This is a genomic window from Lachnoclostridium sp. An138, from assembly GCF_002160765.1.
Taxonomy (GTDB): Bacteria; Bacillota; Clostridia; order Lachnospirales; family Lachnospiraceae; genus Laedolimicola; species Laedolimicola faecalis.
The window spans coordinates 26,306-47,582 of sequence record NZ_NFLF01000014.1 but is presented as its reverse complement, the minus strand read 5'-3'; the positions used below and the strand labels follow the sequence as shown (position 1 = coordinate 47,582).

Here is a 21,277-nt window from a genome sequence, read left to right as displayed (position 1 = left end):
CGCTCTGTTTTTCATGCCCGCTTTCCCGGCGGGCGCCTCACCGGCTCACTGTCTTTTATACTCTCTTCCCAGATAATAATTTACCTTGAAGAATATCAGTACCAGCCAGTAGCAGAGTGTATAATGTCCATGCTTCATCAGCCAGATATACAGCTGGATGGACGTGGACAGCTTATCCATGGTATGATGCTCTATTGCCTCCTGAACCTGGGGATCTTCGCAGATCGCCCGCACATGAGCCGTTACTGTCCTGCGGCCCGCCTTATAATTCCGATAGATCTCATTCTTCACTGCCAGAACTGCCATGCTCAGGAAATCGTTGCGAAGCTGGGGCCCGAAGTCATAGACATTCTTCTCCCGGCTGATTTCCAGAAGACGGCTGTTCAGCAGACGTACCTTATCCATATATCCGCTGTCATATTTTCCAGTTATGGATTTGTTATTAATCCAATAGTGATAGGGATAGAAATTCTGCACCACACAGAGTTTCCTGGTATCCAGAATCACCGGAAAAGTGAGCTGCATATCCTCTCCCACAGCCACTCTGTCATCACAGTATTTTACATTTGCCCGAAGAAGCTCCGTGCGGAACAGCTTTGTCACGCGGGCCGGCTGCAGAGTTCTTCCAAAGAAATAGCCGTCGTTGATAAGCGTAGGAAAGAGGTTCTCCAGCTCTCTCCGGTTATAGACCTCCTTTCTGAAATTCGAAATTTCTTCCCGTTTGGGAATCTGGGGGTCCTCAAAATCAAACACCAGGCCGCAGACCGTCACGTCCGCCTGCTCCCGCTCCGCCAGGGCAATCATCCGCCCATACATATCCGGATCAATCCAGTCGTCACTGTCCACAAAACCTGTGTACTTTCCGGACGCCAGCTCCAGTCCCGCCTTCCAGGCGGAAGTCAGTCCTCCGTTCTCCTTATGGCGCACCTGAATCTGCTCATATCGGGACGCGTAAGCATCACAGAGGGCGCCGGAGCTGTCTGTGGAACCGTCGTCCACCAGAATAATTTCCATATCTTTCTCTGTCTGCGCCAGAATACTGTCCACACAGCGTTCCAGATACTGCTCCACATTATAGACAGGAACAATGACGCTGAGCCTGCAGTTTTCCTCTTTCCTGCCTGTCTTCTTTTCTTCTGTACTTTCCTGATTACTGTTTTCCATTCTCACTCTTCACCCGATTCAAAAGCTTTCGGTAGATTCCCGGACATGCCAGAAAAAGGCGGTAGCCAATCTCTGTGCGCAGGGGAAATCTTCCGTAAGAACGCACCCGTTTCAGCCCCTGCCGTACATAAGAGCGTATTCTCTCCTGCTGCTCTCTGCTTTCCGGAAGGAAATCTCGGAGGCCGAAATAGATATCGATGGCTCCGTCCGCAAAGCTCTTCAGTCCGGGCACCATCAGCTCCCGGTATCCCTTTTTTTCAAAAAAGTCCATGCGCTCTGCCACTGATGTCACCCAGTCCATGCGCTTTGGATTAAACCCTCTCGTGATACTGACAGGGGTGACAAAATATCCATAAAGAGAGGAATCGACAAAAGCTGCCCGCTTTACCTGATCAAAAATGCGATAGGTAGTGGCCTCATCTTCATGTATCCGTCCCAGCGGGTACCGGATCTTTTCAAATAGCTCCCGCCGGTACAGTTTGTTCCAAGCCACTACAAAGTAGGCGCCGTCCGGAACATACAGATTGGCCAGCATCTCCCGGCCTGTATAGGTCTCTGTTCTTCCGCTTCCCCGTTCCGGCACCGCCTCTCCTTTCACATATTCCCAGCGGCACATGCTCAAATCACTGTCCGTCTCCACACAGGCTCGGTGCAGCCGCTCCAGAAACTCCGGGGCCAGATAATCATCCGAGTCCACAAAGGCCAGATAGCTTCCCTCCGCCGCCTCTATGCCTGTATTGCGGGCTCCTGACAGACCTGCGTTCTCCTGATGTATGACCTTCACCCGGCTGTCTGCTTCCCCATAGGCGTCGCAGATTGCCGGACAGCCGTCCGGCGATCCGTCGTCCACCAGAATCACTTCCATATGGGAATAGCTCTGGGCCAGCACGGAATCCACACAGCGCCGCAGATATTCCTCTACCCGGTAAACCGGTATAATAACGGAAATCAGATCTTCCCTGTTCTTATCCATAACCCTTTTACTGCTCTCCCTGCTCCTGAATCCGACCGTTTTCCCGGTTCTCCCCCGGCTCCATTGCTTCCGTTTTTTTCTCTCCGCGAGTCTCCTCCGGCTCCATTGCTTCCGGCTTTTCCTCTCCGCGAGTCTTCTCCGGCTCCGTTTCTTCCTGCTTTTTCTCCGCTGCCGCCTGTCTGCCGCGTACCAGAGCAGCCCTCAGAGCGCAGAGATCATAGGCCAGCCGTTTCCACCCTTTGCGCATACAGAAATGGATCACCTTATAATCGGCAGCTTTCAGCGCGACGCTTTCTGCCGCTCTGGAAAGCTCAGTGTCACGGCAGTAGCCGTCAATCACATCCAGCTTTTCCCGCTTCGTCTTTTCCCGATCAAAAGGCAGGGCCTCCACCGCGTCCAGCACATCCTGAATCAGCCTGGCATTGATAATGCCGCTCTCATCCTCGTGGCCGGACAGCTCCCGGTAAAAAGAATGCGTTTCTTTCCAGATCCGTTTTGCCAGATCCAGGCGGTCCGCCCGCTTCTGTGACGAAAGGCTTACTCCGGTGTCATCCTGCATATAGTGGCAGAGGGCTTCCTTTACAACCGAGATCCCATCCACCCGCTGCAGATAGTCCAGATTAAACAGCAAATCCTCTCCCAGGCTTAAGTCTTCATTGAATTTTCCTGCCAGTTTACGCCGGTACAGCTTGTTCCAGGGCATATTCAGAAATCCCTGTCCGTAAAGAGCAAGGAAATTCTCTTCCCCGCTGTGTCCAGGCACATCCGGTATCCGGATGATATCTCTTCCCTGATAATGATGATGAAAACCGCAGATGGCAATATCATCGTCCCCGATGCCTTTCAGCATCTTTTCCGCCATATCAGGTTCCACATAGTCGTCGCTGTCCGCGAACATGAGATAGTCTCCCTTTGCCGCTTCAATCCCTGCGTTGCGCGCGGAAGACACGCCTCCATTCTCCTTGCGTATGACCCGAATCCGGACGTCTTCTTTGGACAGCTCTGTACACAAGGCTCCGGAACCATCCGTAGAGCCATCGTCCACCAGAATAATTTCCAGCTCCTCATAGGTCTGGCTCCGGAGACTCTGCACACAGCGGCCAAGAGTCTCTTTCCTGTTATATACTGGTACTATCACGCTTATCATGCCCCTGCTCCTTTCACGTATCCTGACGCCGGGCGATTTTTTTCTTCACCATCTCAAGCACCATCTGGCGTTCCGTCTTTCGCAGCACCACAAAAAAGTTTACCAGCAGCGCGAGAATTCCTGCGGCAATTCCCACGGCAAACAACCGGACCCAGCTGTTAATGTCAACCAGCAGCTCAAAAGGAAGCGCCACAAGGCAGATTACGCCGATGGACACCAGGCCCAGCACAATATCTCCATAAAAGGTATGCCATTTCACTTTCAGGCACTTCGCCGCGTATAACGGCGTAAAAATCAGATTCCGCAGCACGCCGTAGACGGTGCTGGCTCCCACGATTGCGTACATTCCCAGGTTCGTGGTTTTCAGCAGCACGAACACCGTAGCTACCGTCAGAGCTCCGCTGAGCACAATCACCACAGAATTCAGCTTGACCCGCTTGGTGATCAGAAACACATGATACAGAACCTGAATACTGGCGCTGACAAAAAGGGTACCCACATTCAGCATAGCCAGGATATACACGGCATCCGCGTCCTGGGTGGGAACCCAGAGCGCAAAAAAGCTTTTCCCAAAAACCGTCATAAAAGCAATCGGAATGCTGATAATAAAAATCATAATCCGATCAGCGCTGGCAATGATATCCAGCAGCTGATTTTTATCTTCCCTGGCGTAGGCAATGGTCATCTGCGGATTGAAGACGCCTGCAATCGTGCCCATCAGATTGGAAATTACGGTAGGCACCTGGTTGGAAATGGATACCGTCGTCATGGCAGCCGCACTGATCATAATATTCGCAATGGAAGTGTTCAGCCCGTCCAGCAGAAGCTGTCCCAGCCGCGTTACGGAATTCCAGGCTCCCAGAGATACCAGCTCACCTACTTTTTTCCATCGGAAATCCCGGATCTTCAGCTTCATTTCAGGCAGCAGCTTTCTGGTAAAAATCATATTTGCAGCCGCCTGCACCACCGTGGAAGCCACAGAAGCGCAGCCTACGTAAAACAGATACGGACGGAAGCAGATATAGCAGACAGCCAAAACCGTCAGCCGGACAACTTCGCCCAGAATCGTGGAAACAGAACTCAGTTCCAGCCTGTCCTTACTGTAGCAGGCAACACTGAAGACCGAGGTAATGATGCTGATCGTAAAGTTAAGGAAGATGAAAAAGAACAGCATCTGAATATCCGGAAGGCTCGCGCCCGCCGGTATCTGGAAGATCCGCCCCAGATATACAATCACAAACAGCGCCGGAATCATAAAAACCGCTGCCATAATCACATTTGCAAAAAAGACTGAGGAAAAATACTGTCCTGCTTCTTCCTTTTCATTTCGGTGAATCCGGATGGTAATAAACCGGCTTGCCATGGTATTCAGCGCAGACACCACAATCTGGGCTGCCGAGACGAACCGGTTTGCGATATCCGTAAACCCATAGGCGTTAGGGATCATGGCCTCTATGACAGGCACCAGCACAAAGCCCAGAATCATGCTCACCGCAAACGCCATAAGCTGGGCCGTCATATTGATTGCGACTCGTTTTTTATTCATAATTTTCTCCTGATACGAATGTCAGTATTCATTCTTTCCGGATACTCTCCGTTCTCAGAGAGACCTGGCTCTTTCTCCTGTCCGGCTTTTTCTACAGCACCAGCACGCCCTTGATCAGGTACATTACCGTAAGAATCTGGCCGATAAAACCGGCGTATATAAGCCCCCGCTGGGCGCATCGATCCCAGGTAAGGCGCGGATTGCGCAGGACCAGCAGAAGAGCCGGCATAAGCGGAATAAAATACCGTCCCTGCACGCCTTCGATGGACACATAGCCCCGGGGCGTCCAGGTCAGCAGCATTCCCGCCAGAATAAGCCCGGCGCAGACTGCGCACACAAAGACAATCCACCATTTCTGCCCTGTCCTGATATACATGGGCTCCTCTTTTGTCTTCAGAGAGGCCAGGATCAGAAGCAGCCAGAACAGCATGGAAATGACCTCGGAAATATCGATCTCAACCCATCCCATCTTCTGCCCCACCAGTGATTCCAGGTAAAAAGCAATCTTATCGCTGAGGGTATTGGCCAGCATCCGGACAAGCTCCAGAGGCTGGGAGAGGAAATAGCCGATGGTATATCCCGCCGTCGTAGACGACCCCACCGTGGCCGTAGCTTCCGTGGTAGTGGCAATATAACTTACCGTAGCTGTGTTCTGATTCAGGAAACACAGCACAGGCAGAAGGAAAAGCCCCAGCACGCAGAGATTTCTCACCCGCTTTCCTCCAAACCGTGCCGCCGGTATCAGGAAGATTAAAAGGGCCAGTGGCAGATACACGCCGCTTTTTCCATAAACCAGAATGATGCCGAGAATACCAAGCCCCAGCATATCCGTCGCTTTTACCTGCTTTTCCCCAAAGGCCAGCGACACACACCAGCAGATATACAGGAAACTTACTCCTGTAATCACCGCGTCATAGGAAAAAGAAGTACACTGCTGAAGGTTCATCGGCAGAACCGCCAGCAGAAACAGCGCTGTCTTCCCAAAGGGAAGCTTCTTCATTCCGAAATAAGTCAATATCGTAAAGCCCAGCAGGCTGAACCACCGGCCCAGAAGCAGCATGGGCACTGTCCCCAGATGCAGCAGTCTGGCAAGCGTCATGCCCAGGACCGCAGGCAGGTAAATAATCATTGGCGCCTCTGTAGTAGAGGTGGCCTCTGCTTCCACTAATGTGTCATTCTCTGCCATGGAGAACAGGCCATCGTAGATGATTTTATAATTTTCCAGGCTGGGAGAAGAGGTAAATTCCAGCTCCGTATCGTCCTGCCGCTTGTAACACTTATTTTCTCCCGCAGACTCAATTCCCAGGAGTGTATTGGAATGCCGGTACGACATATCAATGTGATAGGACTCATCCGGCGTCATGTAAGGCGTCAGCACAAAATTATAGATCACACCCAGGCACAGAATCGTAAAAACAAAGACCTTCTCGATTCTGCAGCGGCGCAGGAATGCCAGGTAATAAAAGCCCGCCGCCATAAATTCCGCAAACAGGAACATGGCAAAAAAGTACCGCTTCAGGAAAAGGTTAAAATAGGTGTGCGCATTCATGCTCAGCCTGTTTTCACTCTCTTCCCCATTCACATACAGGGGATTCTCCCCGTAATAGCCGGCCGGCGTCACGATCACCGACAGGCCGGAATCCAGAAGCTCATCCGAAAATTCCAGGCGGATCTCATAGGTGTGCCCTTTGATGCCGCTTTGGGAACTGTCAAAAATCAGCCCCATATACTGGCCGTCCAGCAGCGTGGAAGCATCCACATCCGCCGCGCAGAGCAGCACGCCTTCTTCCGCGTCCGTCACGTCCCGGACCTCCGCGTGCACAGTGCCCTGTCCGGCAAAATCTTCGCTCAGATCCATACGGATTCCGAGGCCGACCAGCTCGTCCTCTTCCGTGGTATAATACTGAACCATTTCCCGGCTGTCCGCCGTCACCGGAAGCAGTTCTCCGTTGTCTCTCATAACCACTTCCCGATGAGTGCTGTTCATGGCTTCCCGAATCTGTACGTCATATACATAGTAAAATATAAGAGCCACTATCAGCATGAGCAATCCCAGTCCCAGAAGCTTCCGGTATTTCTTATAAAAGCTCTGAAGCCAGATACCGAGATTCCGGAATCTTCCCGCCGCTCCTTTCGCGCGGACAAAATCCCCTGTTTCCCTGTCCCGGATTTCTGTCCCGCCTGTATTCTCAGCTTTTCTGCCTGCCAGCAGAAAAAACATGCCGCCAAGTACCGCAAGCATGGCCGTGGTCAGCAGCGGCTGTCTGATATAATGTACCTGCATCCGGTACACAGCGTTATAAATCAGGTTCTGCTCCAGCTTCTCACCGTTCTCATATGAACTTCCGCTGGTCTGCGCCTCCGTATTCAGCCAGACATACGGACCCTTTTCCACGTCTTTCCCGGTGATCACCACCGTAATCTCCCGGTTTACCGGTTCCTCTGTGAACGTGACGCCCCAGAACGCTTCCGCGCCCAGATCTGCCACATCGTAAGTTTCAGAGCCCAGAAGCTCCTCTGTCTGCGTATCATAGGCCTCAATCAGAATTTCTCCCTGACTCAGGATTTCCTCATCTGCCGTAAAATAAAAAGAAAGCTGGCTGAGCGCCTGTTCCTCTGAAAGATACTCAAATCGCAGTTCCGTTCCGTCAGTTATCTCTTCTGTCTTCAGTTTTAAGGTCGGTTTTCCGATTCCTTCCAATCCCCGGGACTCAAGCCGGTCATGGGGAACCGCCACAGACACGACGAAATAGAGTATGCAGAGTACCGCATACCCTATCGCCCATTTTTTCTTATTCACCAAGTCCATTCTCCACGGCATCTACCATAGCGGTCAGTGCCTCCTGCTCATCCACGCCGTCGCATTTTATCTCGATCTCATCACCCGACTTGACGCAGGCTCCAAGGACGCTCAATACGCTCTTGGCATTCGCCGTTGTTCTGTCAAAGGTAAAGGTAATGGATGATTTGAACTGCATCGCCGTCTTGCAGAGAATACCTGCCGGCCTCAAATGCAGCCCCGTTGGATTTTGAATGACTACTTTCTGACTTACCATGCCGCATACCTCCGTTTTCTCATTCTGTTCCTGTATTATCGTGCTTCTCCGGACGCGGTGTTCCCTGAACTCCCGCTTCCTGAAGATGAGCTTCCGCCTGTACCGCCGGAAGAACTTCCTCCCTCTGTACTGTCGGAAGAACTGTTCCCGCCTGTGCCGCTTCCGGAACTTTCAGATCCGGAGGAGCTTCCTCCGGTTCCGGTTCCTGTTCCGCTGCCGGTTCCTGTCTCCTCTTCTTCCTCATCGGAAGCGGAGCCGGAAGTATCTGTCTGTCCTCCCGTGCTGCCGCCGGCCGTATCTTCATTTGTGCTATTATTGGCATTGCTATTTCCCGTGCCCCGCACAAGCTCAAAGTCTACCTGCACATCTTCCATCAGACTGTATACATCATCCGGAAGCGTCACCTGCAGCGTAGCTGTGTAGGTTCCGGCTCTGGAATATTGATCCAAATCCAGTGAGACGGCTATTTCGTCAACGTTCAGATTGTTCAAGTCCTCACTGGTTCCCATCACAATCAGCTCGACGCTCTCCAGATCTCCAAAATCAACCTCATAGCCCCTGGGGACATTCTGGAGGCCGATATCGGAAACGGGTATCTCTACCGTCATTCCCTGTTTTCTTTCGATCTCCACAACGACCGCGATAGAAGCCTCCGTACTGTCTTTGAGCCGGATTCCCTCCGGCAGATACGGGGTAATATCCACCGTCGTCTGAAGATTCTCCGTGATGCCGTCTATATTCACCGCTTCACCCGGTATCACAATCTCCGTTACATCCGCGATACTCTCTGCGGTACCCGCTATCTCGATATTCTCCGGCTTATAGGAGATGGAACTGAAACTGTAGCCCGCATCAGGCGTACCCGAATATTCCACCCGCAGCGGAACTGTCTTGGTCCGGAGCATGGTGACAGACACATTGATTCCTTCCGTCTTTCCGGTAAACTCCAGCGTCGCCAGATCCGTGCCGCTTATGATATCATTGTTTCCGTCTACGACTCTCAGCTCACAGTGCACCGTGCCGTCCGTGGTAAGTCCCGACGCATTCAGAACCGCTTCCACCCGCCGGATCTTCGATACCACAGATGAGGGACCGCTGATCTCAATCATGCTCTGTTCCGGAACAGTCGTACCCACCATATAGCCGTCAGGCGGACTGGACTCTTCCACTACCACCACGTTAAACTGCTCCGTAGAAGCGTCCTCTACATTGAGCACCACATTTTCCCGGCTCTTGGTAATATTCGTGGACTCGATCTTTGTATTACGGCAGGTCACTTCAATTCCCACCAGATTGCCGTATTTCAGATTCTTTTCCATATCGGCCGTAGCCGTAAAGTCATCCGTCGAAAGCTTCTCCAGAACGGATCTGTGCGCTCTTACCCGGACACTGATCACATCACTGTTGTCCTCGATCTGATAGACCTTTCCCTGATCGGTAATCACGTTCTCATTCAATATGGTTACCTGTATCGGAGAAAAATCCGCGTACATGACAGGATCTTCAATATACAGAACAACAAGCCAAAGCATTGCCGCAGCGACAATAGACAGAAGCTTCAGTCCCAGGTTATTTGTCAGCAGCTTTTTCATGCTTCTTCACCCGTCCTTTCCAGAGCCTGAATCTTCCTGTATCCTTTGTCTTATCCTGCGCCTCTGTCAGCTGCGCTCTCAGCTCCTCCTGCGTCAGATTCCTTTTCAGCTCTCCCTGGGAGGCTGTAGACACGGCGCCTGTCTCCTCGGACACCACTATCGTCAGGGAATCCGTCACCTCGCTGATTCCCACAGCCGCTCTGTGCCGGGTCCCCAGCTCCTTGCTCAGGAACAGGTTATCCGACAGGGGGAGATAACAGGTGGCCGAGACAATCCGGTCTCCCCGGACGATGACAGCGCCGTCGTGCAGCGGTGTGTTTTTCTCAAATATATTGATGATAAGCTGGCTTGTCAATACAGAATCCAGTGTAATTCCAGTCCGCTCGTACTCATTGAGCGGCGTCTTTTTCTCTATGACGATCAGGGCGCCCGTCTTGACCTTGGCCATTTCAAACACGGCCTTCACGATCTCGTTGACCGTCTTATCGCTGAACCGGGCTTCTCCTTCCTTTGAGCTGTCAAAGCTGAAAATAGAACTGATAATGTTCTGCTGTCCCAGCTGCTCCAGCGCCTTTCGGAGCTCCGGCTGGAACACAATCACCAGCGCCGTAATACCCAGACTGAATACATTTCTGGCCAGCCAGAGGATGGTGTTCATATCAAAGAGAATGGCGATAAAAATGAAGACCAGAAGCACGCCGAAGCCTTTCAGAAGCACCCACGCGCGTGTCTTCTTAATCCATACCATGATCTCGTATATCAGAAAGGCCAGGATAATGATCTCCACCACATCTGTAACACGGATGTTCACCATACGGTAAGTGTCAAGTAATTCAGTTATCACTTCAGAAATGGAATTTGTCATTATGCCCCTTCCTTTCCGTCCGTTCTTGTCTGCGCCGCGACGTTCTATCTTGCCTGTCTGTCAGCCGATTTCCCTGACGCCGGTCTTCCGGCCGGTCTTTTCCCCTGTTTTTCTTTCTTCCGGACCGCAGCCGTCTTTCTCTGAGGGTTGATCTTTTTCACGGTCTTCTCAGGAACTGCAATCGTAATCTTGGGAACTGCTTTTACATAGTAATAATATTCATCATCCTCAAACTGCACATACTCCGTCCGCGAATAATCCAGATTAAACACGGTTATCTGAAGCAGGAGGGCCAGCGCCGCAGATATCAGGCTGCCCACAAGGACCGCCGCAATCCGGGCGGAGATGTCGAGCGCCAGGCTGCCAAAGAGCAGCACCACAATATCCGCCACCGTACCTGCCACAATCGCAATCGTCCAGGCATAGTCCACCGACATTCTGCGGATCACATAGACGATGATCAGCGTCAGCGTAAAGGCCGCGACGGTCAGAAGCATCTCTTTATTATTTACCGCGTTATCCAGCAGAGAGGTGATCCGCTCTGTCATGGAGCTGGCATCCGTATTTCCCAGAATGGTTGTGTTCAGATGCACATAATGCAGCAGATAATAGATAATCGTGCCGCAGGCCGCGGGAACAGCCGCCACCGGCGTAGCCGCAAGCCCCATGGCGAGAGGAATCAGATAGGGAATCCCCAGGCAAAAAGCCAGAGGCGTCACAATCAGAAGATATCCGTATCTGGGCGCTGTCCGGAAAAACAGCAGAAACATCAGCGCGAACAGTACGAAGGTAATCGCAAAAGCCTCCAGCGAAAGCGCGTACATGTGTATCAGAATCAGGATCGCTCCGAACACCACCGTTATATTCAGCGGCAGGAAGGAACAAATCAGCGCAAGCACCAGCGCGATTCCCGGGTTTGTCAGTCTGCTCATAAAGCCTACATTTGCATTGATGACAAGGAAGACAATCAGCGCAAGGGCAAATTTCAGAACCGGGAAAATATAAATATCATATTTCCCCAGAAACAGTTTCATCTTTTCTCTATATTCCAGTAAAGTCTTCATCTTCTTCCGCTCCTTCTGATGTAAGTCCGCTGCCGCCGCTTCTGGACTCTGTCTGATAAATATGCGACAGCTGCTTCAGAATATGATTGTAAGCCGCCAGTCTCCTGCGGTTCTGCTGATAACGGTTGTAATAAACCGCATAATGAATCACCAGAAAGATTCCCAGCAGGCTTAAGTAGAGGACAGCCAGTCCTCTGCCCATGGCCGGAAGATCCAGCCTGTTGATATTGCTCATCAGGTATTCCATTCTATAGAAAGCCCACAGCCCCACGCACAGGCAGAAGGCTGCCGTGAAAGATATCCATGCCCCAATCAGCCGGAGACTGATATAGTCTCCCCGGAAAAACCGGTTCATGGACAGGGCCTGCTTCCCTTCTCCTGCTTCAAAAGAAGCGGCTTTCGCCATAAGTCTGACCTTTTCTTCGTTTACCATGTGTACCTCACTTGTATTTTCCCCGGCGAACCGCGGAAGATTTGATCTTTCAAATTTCAGTATAACATGTCTCGGGCATATTTAAAAGCCTCTTCCAATGCAAATGGCCAAAAAATACACTTTTTCCACTCCGTGTTCCAGCAGCGCGGCAGCGGCAGCGTCTATGGTGCTGCCTGTCGTATATATGTCATCTACCAGAATCACCTTTCTTAATCTTACATCATTTTGACGGACTTGAAAAGCATTTTTGAGATTTGCCCTTCTCTGGGTATCGTTCAGTTCCTTCTGGGGACTGGTCTTTTTCGTCCTCAAAAGCACACCGGTCTCCACCGGAATTCCCAGCATTTTCCCGGCCTTCCGGGCCACCAGCTCCGCCTGGTTGAAGCCCCTTTTTCTCCTTCTGCTCCTGTGGAGCGGAATGGGAATCAGAGCGTCGGCCTCCCATGCGCGCGCCGCGTCCCCGCAGCTTTTTACCAGCTCCGCCGCGTAAAAATCCGCGTATTCCCGCCGGTTCCTGTATTTAAACCGGGCGATGGAGGCGCGCATCAGGCCGTCGTAGGGAAAGACAGCCTTTCCCCTTATGTACGCGTGCTTTCTCCGGCTGCAGTCGCCGCAGTATTCGATCTCCTCCGCTTCCAAAGGCTTCCCACACTTCTTGCAGGCCGGCTCCGCCACCGTCTTCAGCCTTTTCCCGCAGTCCCCGCAGATCAGTATCCTGTGGGAACCGGTCAGGCCGTCACAAATCGGGCACCTGCGAGGAAAGATAAGATTTGACAGCCTCGCAGAGGCCTGTATACCTTTTCTGTTCTGTTCCATTGTCCACCATTGCCTGGAAGGTTCCCGCGCTTCCCACCAGCGTCACACAGGATCTGGCCCGTGTCACGGCCGTATATAGAAGATTCCGGTTCATCAGAGGGCGCGGCCCCGACAGCAGCGGAATGACCACCGCCGGGTATTCGCTTCCCTGGGATTTGTGTACCGTGATCGCATAGGCCAGCTCCAGCTCGTCGAGCTGTTTAAAGGAGTAGGAGACCATACGGCCCTCGTCAAATTCCACGGTAACTTCTTCCGCAAAGGCATTGATAGCCCGGACGATCCCCATATCGCCGTTGAATACGCCAAGTCCTCTGTCCACCGCGATTCCAAAGCGGTTACGGACCTCCCATTCCAGCTGATAATTGTTGCGGATCTGCATGACCTTGTCACCCAGCCGCAGAACGCCTTTTCCATTCTCCGGACTTTCCTTTTCGGAAGAACCATGCCCAAAAGGAATCTCCGGCTTATCCGGCGCTTCAGGATTCAGATAGCGCTGCAGCACCCGGTTCAGATTTTCCACCCCCAGCGCTCCCTTGCGCATAGGCGTCAGTACCTGAATATCTGAAATCTGAGCATGTACATAACGGGGCATCTTCTCCTGCACCAGCGCCAGAACCACTCTCAGAATCACATTCGGGTCCTGCCGCTCCAGGAAGAAGAAATCACGGCTCTTATTGTCCAAAAGCACCCGCTCTCCCCGGTTTATCTTATGTGCGTTTACAATGATATCGCTCTCCGCCGCCTGGCGGAAGATTCTGGTCAGACGCACCACCGGAAAAGCCCCGGATCGGATCAGATCCTGAAGCACACTGCCCGGTCCCACGCTGGGAAGCTGGTTCACGTCTCCCACCAGAATCAGTCTGGTTCCCGGCACAACCGCTTTCAGCAGCGCCTGCATCAGATAAAGATCTACCATGGACATCTCATCGATGATGATCACGTCCGCTTCCAGCGGATTGTCCTCATTCTTCGCAAAGACAGCCTTTCCGGCCAGGCTGTCCGGTCCGCCTGACAGTTCCAGCATCCGGTGGATGGTCCGCGCCTGGCAGCCTGTGGCCTCCGTCATACGCTTTGCGGCCCTGCCGGTAGGCGCCGCCAGAAGGATTTCCAGATCCTCCGCCTCGAAATACCGGATGATCGCATTGATGGTGGTGGTCTTTCCCGTTCCGGGGCCTCCCGTCAGAATCATGACGCCGTTTTTTACAGCCTCGGATACCGCTTCCTTCTGATGCTCGTCCAGTTCAATCTCTGACTGCCGCGAAATCCGGTGCAGTCTGGTGTCAATCTCCGTGTCCGATGTCTCCAGGGAAAGGTTCAGCCGGCAGAGCATCACAGCCACGCTGAGCTCCGCGTAATAGGCAGCCGCCCCGTACACAAAGGGTTTCTCTTCTCCGTTTCCGTCCGGAAGCAGCTTCCGCACCAGCTTCCGGTCCATACTCAGGTCCGACAGATGCCTCTCCACCGGCCCGGAAGGGACTCCCAGAAGCTGAACGGTCCGCGACAGCAGCAGATCCTCCGGCAGGCAGGTATGCCCCTCCCCGGAAGCGGCAAGCAGCGTATAGAGAATCCCGCTCCGAATCCGGAAATCAGAATCCTCACGGATTCCCGCTTTTTTCGCGATCTCATCCGCAGTCCGGAAGCCTACGCCGGCAATGTCGTCCGCCAGCCGGTAAGGATTTTCTTTTATAGTATGGTAGATTTCCTGACCGTACTGCTGGTAGATCTTCACCGCCAGATTCATGGAAATTCCATATTCCTGAAGAAACATCATGGCCTGGCGCAGATCTCTCTTTTCCTCCATCTGCTCCGCGATCTCCCGGGCCTTCCGCTCGCTGATCCCCTTGATCTCCGCAAGGCGCTCCGGCTCCCGTTCCATAATGTCAAGGGTCCGGGCCCCGAACCGGCGGACGATGCGGGCTGCCAGAGCGGCCCCGATCCCCTTAATGGCTCCACTCCCCAGATAGCGCTCTATGGCCATGGCGTCCTTCGGAGTCTTCTCCTCAAACCGTTCCATATGAAACTGCTGTCCGTACAGAGGATGTTCCGTATACTCCCCTTCCAGCTCCAGGAATTCTCCTTCGCTTATGTAATGGAAGATTCCCACCACGGTAATCTCCTCTTCATCCGATACCAGATTCAGCACAGAATAGCCATTGTCCGTATTTCGATAAATAATATGCTCCACATAGCCTTCCAGTTTCATCGTACACCTATAAAAACGGCATGACAGATACTCCTCTGTCATGCCCCTCTTTTGTATCCTTTTTATTTACGCGTGCAGGTCTTCCCGGTTGCCTGCCATAAACTCCACAAACTTGCCGGTTCCGATCGCCACGCACTTCATGGAATCCTCCGCCGTCATGGTATTGATTCCCGTCTTCTCCTCCAGAAGCTCTTCCAGGCCCCGCAGGAGAGCGCCGCCTCCGGTCAGCACAATGCCCCGGTCCGCGATATCCGCTGCCAGCTCGGGCGGAGTCTTCTCCAGAACGCTGTGAACCGCTTCCACAATCTGCATGGTCGTCTCGCGCAGAGCCTCCTCGCAGTCCTCGGAAGTCACTTCCACAGTCTTGGGCAGACCTGTCACCAGGTTCCGGCCTCTCACATTCATGCGGTCCACCTCCGCTCTCGGATAACAGGTTCCCACCTTGATCTTGATATCCTCGGCAGTCCGCTCACCAATCAGAAGATTATGCTTTTTCCGCATATAGCGCACAATCGCCTCGTCAAAATCGTCTCCGGCCACCTTTACGGAAGTGCTGACTACCGTGCCTCCCAGGGAAATCACGGCGATGTCGCTGGTACCTCCTCCGATATCCACGATCATGTTTCCACAGGGTCTGGAGATATCGATGCCTGCTCCGATGGCAGCCGCGATAGGCTCCTCAATAATCAGAACCTCTCTGGCTCCCGCCTGATAGGTAGCGTCTTCTACAGCCTTCTTCTCCACTTCCGTCACGCCGCTGGGTACGCAGACTGCGATACGCGGTTTGCGGAAGGTCTTCTTGCCTGTGGCCTTCTGAATAAAGTAACGCAGCATCTTCTCCGTCACGGTGTAATCAGAAATTACACCCTGGCGCAGCGGACGCACGGCGATAATATTTCCCGGAGTTCTTCCCAGCATCAGCCGGGCCTCCTCACCAATCGCCCGAATCTTATTGGTATCTCTGTCAAATGCCACTACGGACGGCTCTTTGAGAACAACGCCTTTTCCATTTATATACACCAGAATACTCGCAGTACCCAGATCAATTCCGATATCAGTCCCTGCCATGTTCACAATCCCCTTTCTCGCTTTTCTCTCGGTTTCTTCCTATGATTACATTCTTTCACATTTATCAGCAGTTATTCAGTTTTCCAGCCTGTTCCATATGAAATCAGGAAAATCCCTGGAACCGGGCGGAAACTGTCTATATCAAATGCAGACAGCCGCTTTCCGGGAATCCCTTCCAGCTGCTATTTTGGGCGCAGAAAGCACTCCTATTTACGCCAATCTATATTATATACAATAGTTGCCAAAAAGAAAAGCACTTTTTTTCGAAGAAGCCAAAATTAAGGGGTTCTTAAGGTTCTGGGCGTATTGATACGCCGGCAGCGTACCTGCAGCGGACGTTCTTATTTCTTTCGGAGCGCATAAGTAAGGGCTCCCACAGCGGCAGACGCCAGGATTACCACCATAGATGCAATCCAGAACTGTCCCCCGGGAGCTTTCTCCAGAAAGACGCCAAAGGAGCCTCCGGCCAGGACAATCCCCTGCATCGCGCACATCAGCAGCGCCGCCGTCACGGCCGCCGCGATAATAAGCTGATAACGATAGAGCAGCAGCGCGATAAAAATAAGGAAAAAGAAAATTCCTGCTGTCCCGTTATACCGGTTTGTCTCAAGCTCGGAATCCACGGCCAGAAGCCACTGCAGGGCCATGTTTGCCAGAACTCCTGCTGCGGACACGGCGCCGGCCGCAGCGAAGTAGCCGGCCGCGCCGCCAAGGTTTTTTCCCAGCGGTTTTTTCAGAAGAAGGGCCGTGACCGCGCAGACAATGACAAGGAGGAAAAAGCCCGTCCAGAAATCCGGATCGAACGACAGAAACAGATCCCCAATCAGCCGGTCCTGCAGCAGCGCTGACACAAAGGGAAAGGAAGAAAAGGAAAACAGACGGTCCACCGAATCGTCCTTCACGTTCAGCAGAATCATGGCATACAGCAGCACCATGGTGGAAAAGCTGCACAGCACCCACAGTACAAACTGCCCCACAGACACGGAAGAGGAACGCCATCTGCACCGCAACAGTTTCTCCGCAATTTTCTTAAACCCTTTCTTGACCGGCTCCTGAACCTTCATGAACCAGAACAGCAGGGCAAGGAAAATAACCAGCGGCTGCCATCCGTAAGGATGCTGAATCATCATGACATACAGCCAGAGGCAGAGGCTGTTGGAAACAAAAATCTCGAAAAGGCCCGGGAGAATGTCCGCAACATAACTCCGGATGACGCCTGATTCCGCAGTGGTTCCATTCAATACGGCTCTGCAGAAGCCCACCAGCAGAAACAGCAGCGTAAAAAACGTAAGAGCCACTACCATAGCCACAGTGGGGTCAAAGGCATCCAGTCCCTCTTTAATCGGATCGAAAATGAGAACGGTCAGCACCAGCCGGACCACAAATTCCAGACATTTCAGCGCCAGCTTAAACATCCTGGCAAGCCCGCGGGACGCTGTCTTACTGTCTATCGGCAGCACTATAATGTCCGGTACCTTTTTCGTCAGCAGTTCGAACAGTGGAGTGATCCACACCATAAACAGCGTCTTGCACAGGCTGACCAGCATGGTGTCCGCCGCGAACTGCTCCGTCGTTTCCTTTACCTCCTCCCCATAATCCACCACCGTCTCCAGAATGGAATTCAGCTGCTCTCCAAAGGGAATCTCTCCGATGATACTTCCCACGAGCTCTTTTCCGACTTCTGACTGAACCGTTCTCTGGGCAGCCACAAAGATAAGGAGGACCAGTATCACATAGAAACCGAACCAGAACAGTTTTCCCAGAAATTTCTTGGCGGCAATCTTCTCTATACTGCTGCTCCCCGACAGTTTCTCCAGTATTGTTTTCAGTAATATATTCATAATCTTCTTTTCCTCAAAACAGAGACGCCGGAACACAAAAGACGCGCCGCCTTCTGTATCCCGGCACCTCCGTCCATGCCAGTCTTATTTTTTCAAAAATCTCAGGACAGTTCTCCAGCTCCGGAACAGCAGTCTGCTCTCCGGATGAAAAACCACAATGGAATCTTCCGGGTCTGCCATGCGCCAGGCATATACCGCCAGAAACAGCGCGCAGGCTGTCCATGCCAGGCAGGCCGCAAGCTTCCGGGGCAGCAGTCCGCGCAGAAGCCAGACAAGAACCGCCAGCGGCGGAAGCCAGAACAGCGGGTGATAAAAGGCAGCAGCGGCAAAATCACCTCTCAGCAGAGAAAGCCAGGCTCTGCTCATTCCACAGCCCGCGCAGGAGATTCCGGAAAGGAACCGAATCGGACAGCCAATCCCCGCTCTCGCTAAAACCACATAAAACAAAACCGTTCCGGCGGCCGCAGGAACCAGGCTTCTGTCCACAGAAGAGACGCTATGCCTGATATGTATCCACAACCGCCGCATTATACGCCTTTGAAAGCAGATTCATATTCTGGAACATCAGATAATCTGCGTAAAGGGACAGAATCAGGCCGATGCCGCACCAGGAGATAAGCAGGCCGACCAGAGACAGTACCACCCAGCAGGCGCCCAGATCCATGCTGCCCACCGTTTTCACCTTTACTCCGTACCTCTCCGCATTGTTCTGAATCCGGTTCATCAGCTTATAATGCCATATATAGTTGTAAACCGTGCAGGTGATCAGCGTAAATACAATCAGCTTCAGAAGACCTGCCGTCGTCTCCCCGTCGCCGTCGCACATCTCATTGGTGTCCTTCGCAAGCATATGCAGCGTATACAGCATGTAGACGCCGCAGGTGACGGCTCCAATGAGGATGTATTTCAGAAGTCCCCTGTTTTCCTTCATGCGTCTCGGCCCCGGCTGGGCATTCGGAGCAGGTCTGCCCGCCGCGCTTTCTCCCGCCGCATTTTCCGCCGTATTCCCCGTCATATTTCCTGCCATATTTCCCGCCGCGCTCTGTCCTTTCTGATGCTCCGAGCGGAATCTCTCGATCTCCTCACTGAGGACATCAGGAAGAGTCTTTGCCTCGTCCATCAGTTCCTCCCGGGTCTTTCCGGCAAAGGGTTTCATTCCCGCCAGGAAAGTCAGGCCTGCCAGGATTCCCACCGCAATCACTGTCCCGAGCAGAGAGAGGCCCACCGCTCCAATATCATAGTAAAACGCATGAAACCGGAAATATACGGCGATTCCGCCAATCACCGGAGAAACAACCGCAGCCGCCATATGCAGGATGCCCGCGGAAATCACAGCCAGCAGCAGCGATTCCGTATTGCCCCTCTGATCATCCCGGCACAGGCCGAAGAGCGCCAGCGCCGCAGCCATGACCGCATGAGCAATCACCAGCAGAGCCGCGGAAAGCAGATACAGAATTCCATAGACAGGATAGCCTCCCAGAACCGTAAAGAGCGCTCCGAATACTCCGGGAATATCCGACAATATGGAAATTGCATACAAAGCCGCAAGAACAAGAGCCGCTATCTTAAGTCCCGCCGCGGGCATTCCCGGACCGCCGCCTTCCGGCTTTTCTTCCTTCTTCCGCTCAGCTCCGCCCTGTCCCGGCTCTTCTTCCATCCCCGGCTCAGTTCTGCCCTCTTCCGTCCCTTCCAGAGGCTGTCCCGGCTCCGGCGTGCGCTTGAGCGGAGCTCCGCAGTACGCGCAGTATTCTCCGGGATTCACAGCTTCTTTTCCGCATTTTGAACAATACATCTTTTTCTCCTCCTGTGTCATTTTCTGCTGCCAGACCGCTCCGGCATGCCGGCTCTGTCTGCGTACCGCGCGCCGGCTTCTTCTGCTTCTTTTTCTTCTTTTTCCTGCTTATTTCTCATCCTTTTCATGATACTATGGGCCTTTTGGGAGGGTCAATCCGTGGCATTTTTTGTGGCAGTACTTTTTGGCTCCGCGCATCCGGGTCAAGCAAAAGCGGCGCATAAGACACGGGAAGCCGGAGGCTCTGCCCAAGGCAGAATCTCCGGCTTCCCGTTCCGGTTCTTATCACTGTATATATCTGCTGCTTCCTGTCTTCCGCTCTTATCAGCGCAGGCCGGCCAGCCAGTCCGCGGTCTCCCGTATTTTCTCCTTCTGCTCCGGTGTACTGTCTGCGGCCTCCTTTTCCAGATCCAGATCCGCCATGTCATACCGTTTTCCCAGAAGAATGTGCTCCAGTTTCCCGGGCAGCTCCGTATCCAGCGCGTCGGAATAGATTTTGATCTCGCTGATCCGCATGGCATGAAGCTTCAGCCATACCTCCACCTCGCCCCAGTCGAAGCGCTTTTCATACGAAGTCTCGCACTCCGGGGACTTACCGTATTTCCATTCCCATGAGGAGTAAAGCTCATACGTCTCCTGCACTTCCGGATTGTCCAGCTGCGCCGGATCAAGCTCCGTAAAGTCCCCATAAATCTCCAGGAAGCTTTCCTTCAGCGCCTGACGCACAGCCTCCACCGTAATCTCCGGATTCAGAGCCTTCAGATTGCAGACCCTGGACTGAACAGACTTTACGCCCTTGGCTTTCATTTTTTCCTTAGAAGGGGTCAGATAGCGCTCCATTTTCGACACATCCACATCGACCATCAGCGTTCCGTGCTGGATGCTGCACCTGGAGGTTTTGGAAAACGCATTTCCGGAAAACTTAAAACCATCTTCGGTAATCACATCATTGCGGCCGGAAAATTTCGTCTCGATTCCGAACTTCCGGCAGGCCCTCTGGATAACCTGAAGCTGCTTCTCCAGATCATAGCGCTCCGGAGAGGCCAGAAAAGTAAAGCAGAGATTTCCCAGATCCTGATAAACCGCCCCTCCCCCGGTGGTACGCCTTGCCAGAAAGCCTCCCTCTTCTTCCAGAAGCTGCGCCCGGCATTCGCGGATTGCGTTCTGGTTTCTTCCTATCACGACCGTCTGCTCATTCTGCCAGAGATAGAGAACCACATCTCCCTCTCCGATTCGATCTGCCAGATACTTTTCCGCGGCCAGATTCCGCCAGGGGTTCCATGTGTAAGTCTGTATGAAATAGTTGTGCTGCATGCTTTTTGTCTCCTTCTTCTACCATTCTTCCGACCGGATCGCCAATATCAGGTCAAATCCTCCCGGTTCCTCCTGATACAGCACATGGCCTGCCGGTTCTTCTGTCAGCTTCACTTTCTTCGCGCCTGCATAGAACATGGCATCCTCCATTCCTGCAGCCTGCTGTTCCCTTGCTGCCGTTCCCAGAGCCGTGATTCTGCCTGTGGCCAGATCCCTGGCCATGACGGCCTCCTCCCGGAACGCCAGCCCCTTGCCCGGTACATATATTTCTACCCAGTAGGTTCTGTTATCCTCTTCTCTCATATGCACCTCCTGTATCTCATACTTTTAGAAAGCCCCGGATGCCTGCCGGCATCCAGGGCCTTGTTTTTTTAGACTCCGCACTGGCTTTTATTTCCTTTCT

The 21,277-nt window shown here is 52.8% G+C and carries 18 protein-coding genes; all 18 read right to left on the bottom strand.

The window, feature by feature from the left end; genetic code table 11:
- Positions 1-45 precede the first annotated feature (45 nt).
- Complete coding sequence (locus tag B5E82_RS12135) at positions 46-1,164, bottom strand: glycosyltransferase family 2 protein (protein WP_087307806.1); 1,119 nt, start codon at positions 1,162-1,164, stop codon at positions 46-48.
- The gene (locus tag B5E82_RS12130) at positions 1,151-2,137 is read right to left on the bottom strand and encodes a glycosyltransferase family 2 protein (RefSeq protein WP_087307805.1); all 987 of its coding nucleotides are present in this window, start codon (positions 2,135-2,137) and stop codon (positions 1,151-1,153) included. Before B5E82_RS12130 ends, B5E82_RS12135 begins: the two co-directional genes overlap by 14 nt.
- A 7-nt stretch (positions 2,138-2,144) precedes the next feature.
- Complete coding sequence (locus tag B5E82_RS12125; protein ID WP_087307803.1) at positions 2,145-3,284, bottom strand: glycosyltransferase family 2 protein; 1,140 nt, start codon at positions 3,282-3,284, stop codon at positions 2,145-2,147.
- A gap of 13 nt (positions 3,285-3,297) precedes the next feature.
- Positions 3,298-4,830, bottom strand: a complete 1,533-nt coding sequence (locus B5E82_RS12120) for a lipopolysaccharide biosynthesis protein (protein WP_087307802.1) — start codon at positions 4,828-4,830, stop codon at positions 3,298-3,300.
- Positions 4,831-4,921: 91 nt separating this feature from the next.
- Complete coding sequence (locus B5E82_RS12115) at positions 4,922-7,630, bottom strand: DUF2142 domain-containing protein (RefSeq protein WP_162610769.1); 2,709 nt, start codon at positions 7,628-7,630, stop codon at positions 4,922-4,924.
- Positions 7,623-7,886 carry an HPr family phosphocarrier protein gene (locus tag B5E82_RS12110; RefSeq protein ID WP_087307798.1) on the bottom strand — a complete coding sequence of 88 codons (264 nt, stop codon included), beginning with the start codon at positions 7,884-7,886 and terminating at the stop codon, positions 7,623-7,625. Before B5E82_RS12110 ends, B5E82_RS12115 begins: the two co-directional genes overlap by 8 nt.
- Before the next feature lie 35 nt (positions 7,887-7,921).
- Positions 7,922-9,478 carry a CdaR family protein gene (locus B5E82_RS12105; RefSeq protein ID WP_087307796.1) on the bottom strand — a complete coding sequence of 519 codons (1,557 nt, stop codon included), beginning with the start codon at positions 9,476-9,478 and terminating at the stop codon, positions 7,922-7,924.
- Complete coding sequence (cdaA, locus tag B5E82_RS12100; protein WP_087307795.1) at positions 9,456-10,343, bottom strand: diadenylate cyclase CdaA; 888 nt, start codon at positions 10,341-10,343, stop codon at positions 9,456-9,458. Before cdaA ends, B5E82_RS12105 begins: the two co-directional genes overlap by 23 nt.
- A 44-nt stretch (positions 10,344-10,387) precedes the next feature.
- Positions 10,388-11,407 (bottom strand): hypothetical protein, encoded by a 1,020-nt coding sequence (locus tag B5E82_RS12095; protein WP_206415701.1) that lies wholly within the window; start codon positions 11,405-11,407, stop codon positions 10,388-10,390.
- The gene (locus tag B5E82_RS12090) at positions 11,385-11,840 is read right to left on the bottom strand and encodes a hypothetical protein (RefSeq protein ID WP_087307793.1); all 456 of its coding nucleotides are present in this window, start codon (positions 11,838-11,840) and stop codon (positions 11,385-11,387) included. Before B5E82_RS12090 ends, B5E82_RS12095 begins: the two co-directional genes overlap by 23 nt.
- 81 nt (positions 11,841-11,921) lie before the next feature.
- Positions 11,922-12,656, bottom strand: a complete 735-nt coding sequence (locus tag B5E82_RS12085; protein WP_087307791.1) for a ComF family protein — start codon at positions 12,654-12,656, stop codon at positions 11,922-11,924.
- Positions 12,577-14,901 carry an SF1B family DNA helicase RecD2 gene (recD2, locus tag B5E82_RS12080; RefSeq protein ID WP_242966317.1) on the bottom strand — a complete coding sequence of 775 codons (2,325 nt, stop codon included), beginning with the start codon at positions 14,899-14,901 and terminating at the stop codon, positions 12,577-12,579. Before recD2 ends, B5E82_RS12085 begins: the two co-directional genes overlap by 80 nt.
- Positions 14,902-14,925: 24 nt before the next feature.
- Positions 14,926-15,927, bottom strand: coding sequence for a rod shape-determining protein (locus B5E82_RS12075; RefSeq protein ID WP_087307787.1), 1,002 nt, complete (start codon positions 15,925-15,927; stop codon positions 14,926-14,928).
- Between the two features lie 341 nt (positions 15,928-16,268).
- Complete coding sequence (locus B5E82_RS12070) at positions 16,269-17,768, bottom strand: hypothetical protein (RefSeq protein ID WP_140393134.1); 1,500 nt, start codon at positions 17,766-17,768, stop codon at positions 16,269-16,271.
- Between the two features lie 84 nt (positions 17,769-17,852).
- A complete protein-coding gene (locus B5E82_RS12065) occupies positions 17,853-18,254 on the bottom strand; it encodes a DUF2752 domain-containing protein (protein WP_242966316.1) in 402 nt (133 codons plus the stop codon).
- 10 nt (positions 18,255-18,264) lie between these two features.
- The gene (locus B5E82_RS12060) at positions 18,265-19,560 is read right to left on the bottom strand and encodes a DUF4234 domain-containing protein (protein WP_162610768.1); all 1,296 of its coding nucleotides are present in this window, start codon (positions 19,558-19,560) and stop codon (positions 18,265-18,267) included.
- 324 nt (positions 19,561-19,884) lie between these two features.
- Positions 19,885-20,874: a lipoate--protein ligase gene (locus B5E82_RS12055; RefSeq protein ID WP_087307782.1), complete on the bottom strand. Its 990-nt coding sequence runs from the start codon at positions 20,872-20,874 to the stop codon at positions 19,885-19,887.
- 18 nt (positions 20,875-20,892) lie between these two features.
- Complete coding sequence (locus tag B5E82_RS12050) at positions 20,893-21,177, bottom strand: hypothetical protein (RefSeq protein ID WP_087307781.1); 285 nt, start codon at positions 21,175-21,177, stop codon at positions 20,893-20,895.
- Positions 21,178-21,277 lie beyond the last annotated feature (100 nt).